The sequence below is a fragment of the Pseudoalteromonas sp. CH_XMU1449-3 genome, from assembly GCF_037027245.1.
Lineage (GTDB): Bacteria > Pseudomonadota > Gammaproteobacteria > Enterobacterales > Alteromonadaceae > Pseudoalteromonas > Pseudoalteromonas shioyasakiensis.
The window spans coordinates 143,733-158,743 of record NZ_JAYMDY010000003.1 but is presented as its reverse complement, the minus strand read 5'-3'; the positions used below and the strand labels follow the sequence as shown (position 1 = coordinate 158,743).

Sequence of the window (15,011 nt, the reverse complement as noted above, 5' to 3'; positions counted from 1 at the left end):
GGCACTACTACAATTAATAGTAGTGCTACTGTTAATTGGTTACACGCCGACGCAACGAACTTTTACCTGTGCGCTTGTAGACAGCGTTTTTGTTGGGAAGTCCTTGTGCCTAGCGTACATTGTGACTGTGCATGTGACAAAGAACTCTTCACGTTTCCTGCCGTACACTGTGACATGCACCGACTTGTTAGCACTCGACCAAGTACCAGGGCTACCCGAAATAGAGCTGAGTGTTGGCTTTTGAACGGGGTTCGTCGTGCCGTAGCCACTGTGGAACTTGTAGTCGAGCGTGTATCTAAACTCGGCATTGTCCTTGATGAACTTGCTGTAACCTAAGTCCCAGTCGTCGGCCTCCCCCGTCCAAATGTTCCAGCCTACACCGGTACTTTGATCACCATACTGGGTGAGCATTAGCCTTGTGTCTCTGTCCCTCGGGTGTAGAGCTATAAAAAACGCTGTCGCTGCCCCTCGGAAGTCCGTAAGCCTTATACTGCCTGACGTCGGAATGCCCGAGTTGGCGGGCATGTCGGGTACATTTCGCCCTTTTCTGAAGTAGTCACGCAGATTACCCGCACCGCCGAAGAAACCCTTAACATCTAGTAGACTTAGCTCCCCAGATGTACGACCGAAGTTGATTACATGGTGGCTTGAAGGCACAAGCTCGGTACTAGTGCTAAGTGTGACGGTATGCACTCTTGAGCCTATGCGGACTGTGACAGTTTTACTCTCTAGCGACCCTGTTGGTGCTCGAAACGCTATTTGGAATCTTTTAAGGTACGTGGAGTTCATAAAGAAGTCTGTAACCCAATTGCCGTAGAAGTCTTCTTCATGGTGGCTGGTAGCTAGTTCTACCAATCGGAAGCGAACTTCTGGGTCATCACTTCTCAGGTGTACTATTGTGTACGCCTCAGTTTGGAGGGTGTGGATCTGGCTTACCACAAACTCGTTGGCGTTGAGTCCGCTGTAACTGCTCGTAATGCTCGGGCTTAAGTAGTACGGGTTTGGCTTGTCTATTGACGGCACAACCTCAATGGTGAACGGGTGCTTAGAGCCGTCCACTGGGTCATTTACCCGTAGTGTACTTTTGCCATACGGTGCGTTTGACTTGATGTGGTACGTGTCATCCTTACCCAACTCAAGCACAGCATTTAGCGTGCTAGTCCAGTAGGTTGATTCGAACCCTGTAATATTAACCGTGCTGCCTACACTGGTGCTAGAGAAAAGGACTTTCGTCCCTCTCTCTACTTTGATGTTGTTTGGAACATCAACCAGACCATCACGGTTTGCGTATATCCTGATGGTGTCTGCCACTATCTAGCCTCCAATACTTTAACTTTTGCTGTGAGTTCTTTTACTGCTTCAACGAGCATTGCAACAACACCGTTGTATGACACGCGTTTTACGTCGTCTTCCTCGACAACGGCTTCAGGTAGAACGGCCTCAACCTCCTGTGCAATAACGCCCGTTGATACAGTGTTTTCTAGGTCGGTTCTTATGTAGGTATTACCTGACAGCTTCATGACCTTGTCTAGCGCATTTTCAATCGGTTTGATGTCGGCCTTGATGCGGCGGTCCGATGTAGCGACAAAATCCGCAGCATAAATTTTCTTCGCGAACGTAGCGCTGCCTTGGAAACCGATACGAGTATATATAACACCGCCGTTCTTGAACGTGATACTGTGTTCTGTCCTACCTCCAACACCGCTGCCGAACTTATAGCCCATACCGTAGTGGGTGCTGTGCGTTCGCCAGTCTGTGCCGATAGTCCATATCATTTGTTCTACGCCAGTGCCCAGCTCTTTGTAGTTGCCGACAATACCACCCTCGCCCGTTGGGCTTGAGCTAAACAGCTGATGCTTGAATCGAATACCGCCATTGGTGTTTATCGACTGTAAAGTATCGGTGCTTGAAGAGAAGAACGCCCTGCCCGCGTACGTCCTAACCCACGTGCTGTCCGTCATGTGCAGACCACCACCATGCGTAGCGAAGTAGATACCTTCATCGCCGTGCGCCCGATACCAAGTATTATCGCCGTTTATGACAGTTTTGTTGTCTAGGCCAACTGACATACCTTTGATGACGGCAAGTTTACCGTCTGTCCTTACAGGCCAACGACTGTGGATTTCTCCACGCACGTTGCTTGTGTTCGTCCGTGGCGCATAATTTGAGCCGTTTGACGCTGTGTACGTTCCAATGTGAGCAGTGGCATCAAGCTGATTGCCCGCTTCGCTGTGAATCCTGTAAACCGCGCCACCGCCACGCAGCCAGACAACTAGACCACTTGTAGCGAGCACCATGCCGCCGACCATCGTAGTGTATGTTTCTGAGAACTGGATAACTCGAAGGTCATGGTCGTTGCCACCCCAGCCAGAGTCACCAGACCAGTAAAAGTCGAACGTTAGACCGCCTTTATGTGACGCTGTATTCCAAGTATCAGGCGCAACGTCGCCATATCCTCGGTTAATCGAGAAGTGACCGAACATGTACTTTGCGCTACCTGTGATCAACACGGGGTAGTAAGTGTTCGCGTCGCCACCGACAGTAATATTCTTATAGTTAGTGAGTTTAAGGCCGCGAAGCGTCGAGTCGTTACCGGTATGCCACGCTTTGTTTTTGCCCAAACCGATGTAGGCTTCTTCAGTCGTCACCTCAAGCATGTTTCTATCGCTTGTCGAGCGGATAGAGAAAGGTGATTCAGCGCCAGTGCCACTGCCACCAACTCTTAGTCTTGGCGCATTATTGTCCCAACCTAGGCTCACGCCCGCACTGTGGTTCAGTGGGTTATATGCGGTGACTAAATCCTTCGATGAAATTTCGCCCGAAGCTATGATCGACCCTGTACCTCCAATTACGACACTTACTCCGCCCTCTGTCTCATGACCATTGCTACCTTTAACAAACCGCGCGATGTCACCGCTGCCGAACTGGTTTACATACAACGTAGCCGCTGAAGAGCTACGGCGGACGAATAGGTAGTTGTTCGGAGGACTAGTCGTGCCGATGCGTGCGAAGTTCGTAGCGTGCAAGCCATCCAGTTTGTCTGCGTCAAGGCCTGAACCTGACCCATCGTTTCCTGCTGTCCAGATCTTATGTCCAGCCACGGTCGCGCCCGCCTGACTCAGATCAATACTGCCGTCTACCTTTGCGACAAATACGTTCGAACTGTTCGATTTAACGACAAGTGCGTTTTCATTGCCTGAACCTGTGCCACGATACTCAATATCGTAGAAGTACGTCGCGTTACCTATTCTGATGTGACCGTCAGCGTTATCATACGAGCCGTCACCGCCGATCAACAATGCAGTGCCAGTTTTCTTTAGAGTTACCCCGCCGTTGATTACGTTGTTCTGGTCTTTTCGTACATAGCGACCGTCACTCTCGTTTTTAGAGTAGACGCCGACGAACTTACGAACTGCGCTCATGTCATTGCAGAATCTGATATAGTTATCTGATGTACTAACCCGATACGCAATACCGCCGCTTATCGTAGATTGATTCTGGTAGTCTGACCTAAATAGGCGAGCAAATATGTCACCGCTGCCGTTACGAACTGGAACACTGTTGCCCGATTTAGACATAGATACACTGTAGCCACCTACTTTCGATGAATCCGAAGCTCTTGCTGTCTTGCCTAGGTATAGGCTGTCCGCCCAAGCTTTATCGACAATGGTTTTCCACTTGCTCCAACCAGCGTTGTTATACGAACCTGTACGGAACATCGGGTTGCCGTTGGCTGTGTAATCCCGACTGTAAGGTGTAAGCAGTTGGAACGCGCCGCCGTCCTGCGTAGCTGTATAGCCGGGTATGTTCAGCACTTTAGCGTAGTTGACAGGCCAACCTTTTGAAGATTCAACAAAGCTGTGCGATAAGCCTTCGGCGTAGAACGCTCTTGGCGTGTTGGCTGCATTGGCATACTTACCACCGTTTCTTGGCGCTGATATAACTTGATCTGCTTTCCCTGCGCTAACAGCCTTTGACGATTTGCCTAGGTACTTGCTCGATAGCGCAGTGCCGTTTTCATAGATAGTGACACCGTGGACTTGTTTGAACTTCCAACTTGACGTGCCGAGCGAGCCGTGATTGTTAGCGTACGGTAATAGGCCTGACGACGTAGTGCGAATCCAACTGCTTTGCGAAGCTGGGTTATTAACGAAGCTGAAACATGGGTAAGAGCTACTGCCCGCAGTGCTTAGGCCGACAAGCGATGGCTGTTCCTTAACGTCCGCCCAACGTACGTCAGTGATGAATCCACCGCTCGACTTAGTTGGTTCACTAGCCGACATCGACACCGAAAGGCGTGACGCATAGTTATCATGGCCTGATGCGAAATCAGGGTTCGTAATTACCATGTGGTACGTGTAGTTCTCGCCTGAAGTCGGGGCTGGCAAGATGATTCGGTCTTCGAATTTGAATGACGTGCTGTACCTTGTGTAAGTGAAATCACCACCGTCTACTTCTACGCCGCTTATAGACGAAGCCAGTCGGAGCGTTGACTTGCCACTTGAGAAGTTGAACGGGACACCATTCAGATACAGTGTAACGTCGAACTGAATGTCTTTAAGGCCTTTCTCATTCGGGCCAAGGAAAGAGATTGTCAGCACTTGAGCGCTACCGCCCGATTTAAGCGTGGGTAGGTCAAAGCGTTTATTGTTCCAGACACCTTTAGCCGAAACCGACTCAGTACCACCTAGAATCTCTGCATCTGGGTTGACACGAACAAGGCCATCTTTGAACGCTGGGTCAATCATGTAGTCTTGGATCGTACCCGCTGGCATTGTTAGGTCTGGGCTAAGCAATGAAATACCATCAACGGCTAAGTTACCACTGTCGATTGTCTCTGCCGATAATGCTTTGATCACCGCTTCATCTAGGTACATGAACTTGCGGTCTTCAGAGAAGTAGAACGGGAACTGTTTTTTGTCCTGCTCTGTGCTTGGATTCCAATTAGGCGGAACAATAGCAATCTCGTCCGCTTGGAAGTACATCTTACCACCTGCCTCTGCACCGCTGCCGTCAGCAAGTAGGTGGACACCCGACACGCGACCATTGGCTTCGGCTTTGATTACACGTTCGGCCTTGAGTACGCCTGTCTCGGTGTCCGTATATGCTTTAGCTACGTCCACTACTTCAGCAAGCGCCTTAGCATTTGCGCTGCGGCTGTAGACAATATCCGACACGTAGGCTGGTGCCATTACGCCAGAACCCGCTAACTGGATGAATGGGACTAGGCCATTGATGTTTTCACGAACATGCTCGAATACACCTTCAACGAAAATCCACTTGTCTTCGTGTGTGTTGACGCGCACTTCAGAAGGCCAGTACAGCTGATCCGCATTGTCAGTTCTACCACGGAAACCAAAGTTGAGGTTTTCTTCACTGTGGAACGTATATACCCAAGCTGAAATGTAAATCTTGTCGCCGACCACTACAGGGAAATCTGCATGGTGATCGTAGGTGTCACGCGTTGTTACTTTAAGCACATGTGTTCTACCTGACAATACAGGCAGGCCTTCGTCTGCAATGCTAACTACTTCGCCCGTTGACCAACCGCCTCTGTCTAGGCTCGCGTCAAACACGCCACGGACTACAAGGTTCGGGCTGCTTAACGATACACGGTCTAGTCGTTTTGCTTGCTCTGCGCTGGTTGTTTCGAGCGTGCTCACTCTCGATGTATTGCTGTTCGATTTGCTTTCTACGGAACTAAGGCGCGACGCGTGGCTGGACGCTGTGCTTTCTAGCGTGCTCACTCTGTTCGTGTTGCTATTCGCTTTGTTCGTAGCGTTCGTGGCCTTCGTTTCTACGCTGCTCAAACGTGATGCGTGGCTGCTGCTGGTGCTTTCAAGCGTTGATACACGGTTTGAAACAGTAGTTGTTCGCGCGTTGGCTGTGTTCGCATCGGCCTGCGCATTGTCCGCCTTGTTGACTGCTGTAGTAGCCTTCGTTTCTACGCTGCTTAAACGTGAAGCGTGACCGTCCGCCGTTTGCTCTAAGGCGCTAACCGATGAACCTACATCACCACCGCGTAATTCAATCTCATGGACTGAACCGCCGTCAGTAGTAGTACACCAAATTGACAGCTCATTGTCGCCCTCGTTTACGTCTACAAGGTACTCGAACCACTCAATAGCGTTGTCCTTCGACACTACAGGTCTTTTACCTGAATCAACACCGTTGATGCCAAAACGCATACCACCTTCAGGATCACGTAGTTTAAGGCGAAGGGCTGCTTTGCCTGTGTACTCACAAGGCAGGTTGAACTTACGGCCTGTCGCTAACGTTGAGTTCGACGTCCATGCCCAGTTGCCGACATAAGACTTTTGAATCTTAGCGCCAGCCAGTTGTTCAAGGTTAACTGTCTCGACTTCTTCAAGGCGTGAAGCATGATCACCCGTTGTGGTCTCAAGTGAAGAGACACGGTTCGAGTTAGAGTTCGCCTTACCGTTGGCTGAAGCAGCAAGAGTTTCAACCGAGCTTAAGCGGCTTGCGTGAGAGCTACTAGTGCTTTCAAGTGTGCCGACACGGTTTGAGTTGCTATTAGAACGCGATTCTACGCTCGTAATTCTACTCGCATGGCTGTTACTAGTCGTTTCAAGAGAGCTGACGCGGTTAGTGTTGCTCGTAGATTTACTTTCTACACTGGTTAAGCGGCTTGCGTGGTTGCTGCTAGTGCTTTCAAGTGTTGTAACGCGATTCGTGTTGCTGTTCGACTTGCTTTCTACATTTGTCAAACGGCTCGCATGTTTAGCGCTTGCTGTTTCAAGAACTTCTACTTTATTCGCCGACGTATTGCTAACTTGCTGTGCTTCGAACGACGGGCGTAGATTTGAGTTATAGCCAACTGCTTCGTATTCATCGGTAGTGATGTTCGTACGAACAGAGAAAGGCTTTTCACCAACAAGGAACAAACCGCCTGCTACTAGAACTGGAGAACTGCTGTTACCGCTGTGTGTGCCTTCGGCCTGTCTACCGCCTTGAGCGCCTGTGAACTCGTACTCTTTGTAGAGCGAACCGTCTAATTTGTACGCTTTAACCTTGTTAGGCTCTGGGCTTGTGATTGCCAAGTCATGCACATCATGCGGGAGTAAGTACGTGTCGCCAGCCATGCTTCGCGCGATGCCTGTCTCACTCGCTGAGCCGTCACCGTCACCGAAATCGAAGACAGCGAACAGGTCTTCACTGTAGTAATAGCCCGACCCGTTGTTGTGTACCGGTGTCGAGTTTTGCTTGATGATTCGAACACCTTGCGAACCAGTTAAATGCTCACGTGATAGAGGCATGAAAACAGAATGGTCAGCGTCCGCGCCATTACAACCAGTACCCATGATTGGACGAGTAGCCGATGCGAAAATGTATTCGCCGTTAGTACCACGCTCAAACTGGATTGCCGTTAGCTCACCCGCTTTAAGTTGGATGGTATCTGAACCCGAATTTGTCTCGATTGCTGCCGTGCCGTCGCGGTATGAGAACTTAACTTCGGCGTCACCGTAGAGTGAGATTAAGTTACCACGCTGTCTACGCTCACCGTCTGTAGAACCAGAACGTGATGCAATCAGAATGTCTCGGCTTGCGAAATACGTTGAAGGCAGTGGGAAACCATTAACACTTACTAGTGCAAGCGGCTTGTTAGACTCAACACAAGTGCCTAGAGGCGGATTGATCGTACCTGTGTCGCCTTTCGACAGGCCTGTGATGTGTGGTACACCGTCGAAGTAGATTGTCGTATCGTCCTCGAACGCACCGTAGGAAATATTGCCATTGTAGCCTAGGGCATAACGAGGTGACATTGCCGCCATTGACGCGAACTGACTTACGTCATCATTGCCATTAACCTTCTCGCGGAACTCGATGCTAGACAGGCGTGATGCTTTGTCGGCGTCACTCTCTTCAAGCGTTGTCACACGTGATGTAACAGCATTGACTTTGTTGTCTGCTGAAGTAGCTTTCGTTTCTACATTGGTCAGGCGACTAGCGTGTGATGCGCTGGTTGATTCCAATGTGTTAACACGGTTCGTGACTGAGTTGACCTTGTTGTTCGCTGTGTCCGCGTCTGCCTGCGCTGCGTCTGCATCGCTCTGCGCTGCGTCTGCATCGCTCTGCGCTGCATTAGCTTTGTTGACTGCTGAAGTAGCTTTCGTTTCAACGTTCGTCAACCTAGATGCGTGCGTCGTGCTTGTTGACTCAAGCGTGCTAACTCGGTTTGTCACTGAGTTCACATCGGCCTGTGCTGCATCTGCGTCCTTTTGGGCTGCGTTCGCTTTGCTTACTGCGGTAGTCGCTTTCGTTTCTACATTCGTTAAGCGTGAAGCATGAGTGTCGCTGGTTTCTTCGAGCGTTGTCACACGGTTCGATACAGTAGTAACACGGGCATTAGCTGTGTTCGCGTCGCCCTGTGCTCGCGATGCATCATCAACACCTTTCTGCGCTGTGGTTTCTACAGTGGTTAGTCTGCCTGCATGGTTTTTGCTAGCTGTCTCTAGTGACTTAACCGCTGAGCCTACATCACCGCCTCGGATCTGAACACCACTTAGCGTGCCGCCATCTGGACTAGCTTGCCAGAACACAATGCTGTTAGAACCTTTCTTGATGTCAACGAGGTAGTCAAACCACAGTGTCGCTCTGTCTGCGCCCTTCGGCCTAGGTAGTTCAACGCCATTGAGTTTGAACGCTATACCGCCCTCTGCATCATTCAGGCGTAAGCGAAGCGCTGCCTTGCCTGCGTAGTCTGATTCGAGCGTTAGCTCCTTCATACTGCTAGTAATGCTTGTAGAACCTGACCACTCAGCGATGATATTGGCTGTCGCAAGCTGCTCAAGGTTAACTGACTCGACCTGAGTTATACGCTGTGCTTGGTCTGTCGTTGTGCTTTCCAGCGTGCTAACACGGTTTGAGTTGCTGTTAGCCTTAGAGTTGGCGCTATTGGCTAGTGTCTCTACATTCGTTAGACGATTAGCGTGAGTTGAACTTGTGCTCTCAAGCGTTGACACCCGGTTAGAAACCGTCGAAACATCTGCATTTGCCTTGTCTGCATCAGCTTGTGCTGCATCTGCATCCTTTTGGGCTGCGTTCGCTTTGTTTACTGCGGTAGTGGCCTTTGTCTCAACGTTCGTTAGTCTTGAAGCATGAGCGCCGCTAGTTTCTTCTAGGCCTGTTACTCGGTTCGTGACTGTTGATACATCAGTGTTGGCCTTGTCTGCGTCAGCTTGTGCTGCATCAGCCTTAGATACTGCTGTGGTGGCTTTGCTTTCTACATTCGTAAGACGACTAGCGTGAGTGCCTGTAGTCTTTTCGAGCGTTGTAACCTTACTTGCTGTGTTGCTGGCCTTGCTTTCTACGTTCGTTAGGCGCGAAGCATGTTTCGCTGAAGTCGATTCTAACGTGCTTACTCGGTTTTGGGCATTGGTTGCCTTGGTCTCTACATTAGAAAGGCGTGTGGCGTGCGTAGCGTCCGTTTCTTCAAGTGTTGTGATACGGCTTTCTGACTCATCGCCGCGTGCTTCTAACGTACGAATACTTTGCGCGTTGTCTGCGTCTGCTTGCTCAAGGCTTGTGATTACTGAATAATTCTCACCGTTCCAAACCCCCAAGCTTGATAGACGACTAGCGTGTGTGCCAGTAGTTGTTTCAAGTGAAGCTATGCGTGATCTGTTTTTGCCGTCGCTAGTCTCAAGGATAGACACGCGCTGCGCCTGTTCGTCGCTCTCTGTCTCAAGGTTAGCAATCTTTGAGCCTTGACCATTCGTTAGTGTGACTAGGCCTGTAACATCATCTTTTACACCGCCCAAGTCTAAAGCAACTGAGTCTATCGACGCGTTCGCAGCGCTTAGGCCGTCTGTTGCTCGTTTGTCTACAGCGCTGATTGATGCTGTGACATCAGTGTTTACTGTATCAATGCGACCGTTTGCCTGAGTGATGGCCTCGTCGATACGGGTTACATCAAGGTTTACATTCGTTTTTAGGCTGGCAAGACGTGAGTCTACGTCATCCAGTGATAGCGATAGATTTTTGTTAGCGTTGGCGAGTGCTGCATCAGCGGCTTTTAGGCGTGACTCTGCATCAGCTAGGTCTGTCTCGAAACCTGTCTGCTTGTCGAGAATGTCGTTAAGAACTGTCTCGTCTACGTCCTGTCCGTCTTGACCTTTGATTAGTGACCAATCGAAGATTGAAGGGTCTGACAAGTCAGGCTGTTCGGTGCGTTGGCCTGTGCTGAAGCCAATGTATTCTTTGTTGGTTGGGTCAAGGCTAATGCCTGTTCCCTGCGCGTCATCAGCGTATGCTTTCCATACGTGATAAGCTGGTCCAAGTGGGACTGCGCCTAAGTCGATTAAGTGCCATGCACCTTCTAACTTAGCGTAAACGGCGCTATGGTCTACCCATGCGCCGCCTTTCTTTACTTTGATAGCCGAGACTCGTTGCCAAGTCCCGTTAATTTTTATAGCCGACATGCGGTTTTACCATTAGGAATCTGCGACAATCCAAATGTCACCATCACGACCTTGGCCTGCACTTGGGGCAGTAGTCGAGACAGTAACGCGATTACCTAGTTTCTCTAATGTGTCACTCACCTGTGCTGCTAGGCGAGTATTTGTGGTTGCAGACACGCTGCGCATAATACCATATTTCGCGTTAACTTTAGTAGCTAAGTCATACGCTTCGTCTATTTTAATTTCGGTGTCGCTCACTACTTCGACAACCTCATAGATTCGGTTAGTCAGTGCGAACATGTCACCCGGTACAGGCTTGTTGACAGCCGATGCCCAGTACGTGCCGACACCTGTTACAACGTCGCTGCCCTTGGTCAATGTGACCTTACCTGTTCTATACCATTTACTCATTTTTACACCTTGTTAGTATAGGCCTCTCACGTTTGTTAACGTGCTGCCTGATTTGAATATGTCAGCAACGATTGCTGATTGTTGAACTAGAATGTTGTCGTTCACATCTGGCCTTAGCTGGACAGAGAACGAATGTGATGCTTTGCCCTTGGGGATCACACAGCCGAGCTGCACTGTCACCGAGCCTTCTTCGCCCACGTTCTTCGACCTGAAGACTTGCTTCACCTCGCCATCTAGGTACAGAGTCACAATGAAGTTACTTGATGAACCACCGCCCCCTTGGTGGTCGAGCGCTATGCCACTGACGACAAGGTTACGATCATTGGTTTCGCCAAGGATTCCCGCTTCGATTGTCCCCGAGATAAGCGTGTAAGTTTCGAGTGCGCCTACTGTGTACTCTTCGTTAACGACAACGACTGCACGGTCTACAATGTCGCCCTCGACGTTCGTAGCCTTCAATGTACCTTTGACCTCGCACGACTCGTCGATAACAACGTTCTGTAGTCGCCCCGCATTTGCGTTTACCTGACCACTGAAGAACGCATTTTTAGCCGTTAGTACACCTTGGTTGTTGACCAAGAAGTTCGTACCAATCTCCAGCGTAGAACCCTTGATGCTACCGCCCTCGATGGCTGGTGATTTGAAGCTAGTGCCCGCCTTGATTTTCTCTGCGGTAACGTTCTGCGCCACTAGGCTGAAGATTTCTGCTGTGTTGATCACCGCTGCATCAATGACCGTCTTGCCGTCTTTAATGATGAACGGGGCTACCGTGTCATTGCCGCCAGTGACAGCGAACGTCTGTGCATCGACAACAAAGCTTGTTTCAGTACCGTCATTGAAGAAGCCAACACCGCCCTGTAGGTCTTGCACGTTGGTCTTCACGCCCCATTGAGCTTGATAACCTGAACTAGCGGAAGCAGAGGCCGAGGCTAACTGCTGTAAACTCGCCGACTGTCCGTTGTAATCCACACGGAAGTCTCTAATCGCTTGAGCAAGTGCGCCCTCTTGGTTCGTAAGGACAGTCTCAAACTCTTCGATTTTAGAGTTGATAACGTCGCCTAGGTCGTTTTCCCATCGAGCCTCAAGGTTCTGAATACGCATGACGTAGGCTTCATCAGCATTGACCGCTGCATGTATTCCGCCTGCCAGCCGTGCGTAGTTCTTCGCAAACTGCTTTTGGATTGTCTCGCCTTGCGTGTGCTTCGAGATAGCGTCACTCATGGCTTGGTCTGCAAGAAGGTCACTAACCGAGCTGTTTTCGCTGAGTAGCTTAGATAGGCTAGTGTCGCCGAAGCCGTTGCCCTGAAGCGCACGGTTCAACGCGTCAATAGCGCCAAGTTCCGACTGCAACCAATCGTAGTTTTCGCCGTTGAACACTTGCTCGCTGTAGTCCTCAAGCACTTGCTCTGGATTGTCTTTAGTCGTCACGCGCACACCGTTAGCATTGCTCGGCGCACCCGCTTGATAGTCACGGTTTAAGTGTCTGATCCAATATACATAGGTACTCGAACCATTGACCGAATCTGAGTAGAACCCGCTAGTTGACGAGCCAACGAACAACGCTTCAGCGAATGTCGGGGTCGCATCTGGTGTCTCAGTGATGTCCACACGGAACACCTCAGTCAATGCGTACCAGTCGCCCGCTGGCCTATCCCATTTGAGACCTACCGCAGTGAACATCGCGTACACGTCTAGGCCTGTAGGCTGCGGCGGAATTGGATCACCAAAACCGCCTTTGTCACCTTCAGCCGACGAATTTACAGCGAGCCTGCGCAAGTCCGTTGTGCCAGTACCGACCTTTAGGTCACGGAATGTAACAGCCCTGTCTAAGTGGTTGCCGCGCCCCATGCCCGACTGCACCTGAACAGTCTCACGCAATGCCGTTAAGAAATGCGAGACCGAACGCGGTACGTCTTTCGGTACTGGTGGCAACGCTGTTTTTGCCATTAGATAAATTCCTCTGGTGATTGAGCTAACTGCACGTCACGAACTTCAAGCGGTGCTGCTTGGCTGATAGAGTCAACCTTCACTCGCCATCTGTGAGCACGGGCATTGAACGGCAGATAGAAGAACATAGGGCTATCGACTAGCTTGGTGTATGTCTTCTCTTCGCCTGTCAGCGCATGGTCATAGGCCACCGTCACGCTCACTGGGTAGCGGTTAGCACGTACCTTCGCGATGTTGAACGCTACAGGGTCATTGAACAGGTATGTCTTCGATTGCCAATTGGCCTGTAGCCACGCATCATCCGACGAGTCGAACTGCATTAGCTCTTGTGTGTCTACATCGACGTACGCCAAGTCATTAGTTGACTCAAGCTGCACGAAGCAAGACGCGTTTAAATCTAGTGTGCGAACCCCTGCGTTTCTGTCTAACGCGTCAAACACCAATGTCTTGCGAGTCGCTGGACTATGCACAAACACCTTGTTGTCGTAGTTGGACAGCTTCAACGTTGACGGGTCTAAGTCGCGCCATTGTTTATTAGATAGGAAACCTTCGCTTACATTTGAGATCGAATAGTCATCAATGCGGTGTAGGCCTGTATCACTTGTGAAATACACAGCGCCCGCTACCTCAGTGACACCATGCTCACTTGAGCAAGGAACTGGATCAGATAAGCGTGTTGTGTCCATCGAGTCTGGGTGAACACCTTGAACCACATACGGCACGCCTGTCGTTAGGACAACTAGGTTCGCTCCCGCTGGTTGGATGGTCACAATGTCTTCTTGGAACACTTTGTAATACTTAACAGGCCAAGCGTAAAAGGCTTCAGGTTCGGCAAAACACAGTAAGCGCTTGTTGTGGCCTACTAGAATATCCGCGCCCATTATTGCAACTTTCTTCATTGAACCGCTTGGGTACAACTCAGTATTCGTGTCTGGTGCGCCTGTCCAGTCTTCATTGAGTGGTGAATCAAGCAAGTCGCCACTGTATGTCGTATCAACGTACGTTTTTTCGTTAATGCCAATTTCAGCCACGAACTGGTATTCACCTGTACCACTGGCTGCTGTATTGGTGCGGAATATACGAATCTTGCCGTCGGTGTTGCGAAGTGGGTCGGTCGCCATTACACCCTCTGCAAGCTCTGGGAACGTGAGCGTCACAGCCGTAGTGTTTGTGTACCGGTACTCCTTAATCTCGACTAGGTCTGTCGGGTTAGATAGCTGGCTCAATCTGCCCCACGCATCCACGTAGCAGTACGCGTAAGCAACTTCTGTTACGTCGTATTCAACGTCTTCAGGCTCAATATAAGGCATGATGCCGATTATGCCGTCACCGTTTAGGTCTTCAGTAGCCGCGCTCTGACCGTCGATAGGCTCAACCTTCTCCGAGCCGTCATACTGCGGCGTAGGTTCTTGGTGCCAATAGTCCGCGACTGCTGTTTCAATTGATACGAAGTCAGGTGGCTTAGGGATATTCAGTGGGTATGCTACCGAAGGATATGGACCAGCCCCAGACTCCGCGTTCAGGTTGTACGCGACCTGTGGGTCTTTGCCGTGGCCTGCGATAACAACGTAGTCATAGGCGTCGTTCTTCAATGGAGCACGGACAGCGTAAGTCGGTTCAGCCCAGCTAAACCACTCATTGTTGTACTTGAACATTGACTGCGTATCAGCACGACCTGTTGCGCCAAGCGATGACGGCAGTGACCAAGGCTCAAGGATGCCACGTTCAGACTTAGTATTGTGTGACAGTACAGCGTAGCCGTCTGGTACTTGTTCATCGTCGTACTTTGGGGCTGTACCTAGGAAGCCTGTGAACTGGATATTCATTAGTTGTAGTCCCAGCTAGTAGCTTCGTTCTGCATACGGAAGTCGATGTGTAAGAACGTCTTACCGAAGCCGAAGCCTTTAGCGCCAAGCTTTAGAGCTTCTTCGATGATGCGCATACGCAATCTGCCGTACGGAACACGAATGTCAAAAGCCACACCCTTATGGTGCGTCCCTGGTTTTTCCTTTTTCGCTTCGTCTGGATGGTTTGCACAGCGGTAGGCGCTGTTTAGGACTAGAGGGACACCGACACGCGTACGTAAGGTTTGCAGCATACGCAGCGCATACGGGTCACACTCATTTGGAACTTGGCGGTCACATTCGGCGCATTTGCAACGAAGTTCGACCGCCTTAAAATCCTTAGTGCTAGGTTCTGTCATGTAATGCCCTATTCTTATTGTTATTACTT

General features: G+C 50.3%; 6 protein-coding genes. All 6 read right to left on the bottom strand.

What is annotated here, in order from left to right; all coding sequences use genetic code 11:
• Positions 1-39 precede the first annotated feature (39 nt).
• From WA256_RS05615 to WA256_RS05590, 6 genes are read right to left on the bottom strand one after another with little or no spacing between them, the layout of a single operon-like run.
• Positions 40-1,311 (bottom strand): hypothetical protein, encoded by a 1,272-nt coding sequence (locus tag WA256_RS05615; RefSeq protein WP_335989619.1) that lies wholly within the window; start codon positions 1,309-1,311, stop codon positions 40-42.
• A complete protein-coding gene (locus WA256_RS05610) occupies positions 1,311-10,442 on the bottom strand; it encodes a tail fiber domain-containing protein (RefSeq protein ID WP_335989617.1) in 9,132 nt (3,043 codons plus the stop codon). The genes WA256_RS05615 and WA256_RS05610 overlap by 1 nt, the downstream gene beginning before the upstream one ends.
• A 12-nt stretch (positions 10,443-10,454) precedes the next feature.
• The gene (locus WA256_RS05605; RefSeq protein ID WP_250660513.1) at positions 10,455-10,832 is read right to left on the bottom strand and encodes a hypothetical protein; all 378 of its coding nucleotides are present in this window, start codon (positions 10,830-10,832) and stop codon (positions 10,455-10,457) included.
• Positions 10,833-10,844: 12 nt separating this feature from the next.
• Positions 10,845-12,779 (bottom strand): DUF3672 domain-containing protein, encoded by a 1,935-nt coding sequence (locus WA256_RS05600; RefSeq protein ID WP_250660512.1) that lies wholly within the window; start codon positions 12,777-12,779, stop codon positions 10,845-10,847.
• Positions 12,779-14,605 (bottom strand): hypothetical protein, encoded by a 1,827-nt coding sequence (locus WA256_RS05595; protein WP_335989614.1) that lies wholly within the window; start codon positions 14,603-14,605, stop codon positions 12,779-12,781. Before WA256_RS05595 ends, WA256_RS05600 begins: the two co-directional genes overlap by 1 nt.
• Positions 14,605-14,982, bottom strand: coding sequence for a D-Ala-D-Ala carboxypeptidase family metallohydrolase (locus tag WA256_RS05590; protein WP_335989612.1), 378 nt, complete (start codon positions 14,980-14,982; stop codon positions 14,605-14,607). The genes WA256_RS05595 and WA256_RS05590 overlap by 1 nt, the downstream gene beginning before the upstream one ends.
• Positions 14,983-15,011: the final 29 nt, after the last annotated feature.

Coding starts and splice junctions, on each gene's coding strand:
- WA256_RS05610 (WP_335989617.1), bottom strand. CDS start 10,442: ATGTCGGCTATAAAAATTAACGGGACTTGGCAACGAGTCTCGGCTATC.
- WA256_RS05605 (WP_250660513.1), bottom strand. CDS start 10,832: ATGAGTAAATGGTATAGAACAGGTAAGGTCACATTGACCAAGGGCAGC.
- WA256_RS05600 (WP_250660512.1), bottom strand. CDS start 12,779: ATGGCAAAAACAGCGTTGCCACCAGTACCGAAAGACGTACCGCGTTCG.
- WA256_RS05595 (WP_335989614.1), bottom strand. CDS start 14,605: ATGAATATCCAGTTCACAGGCTTCCTAGGTACAGCCCCAAAGTACGAC.
- WA256_RS05590 (WP_335989612.1), bottom strand. CDS start 14,982: ATGACAGAACCTAGCACTAAGGATTTTAAGGCGGTCGAACTTCGTTGC.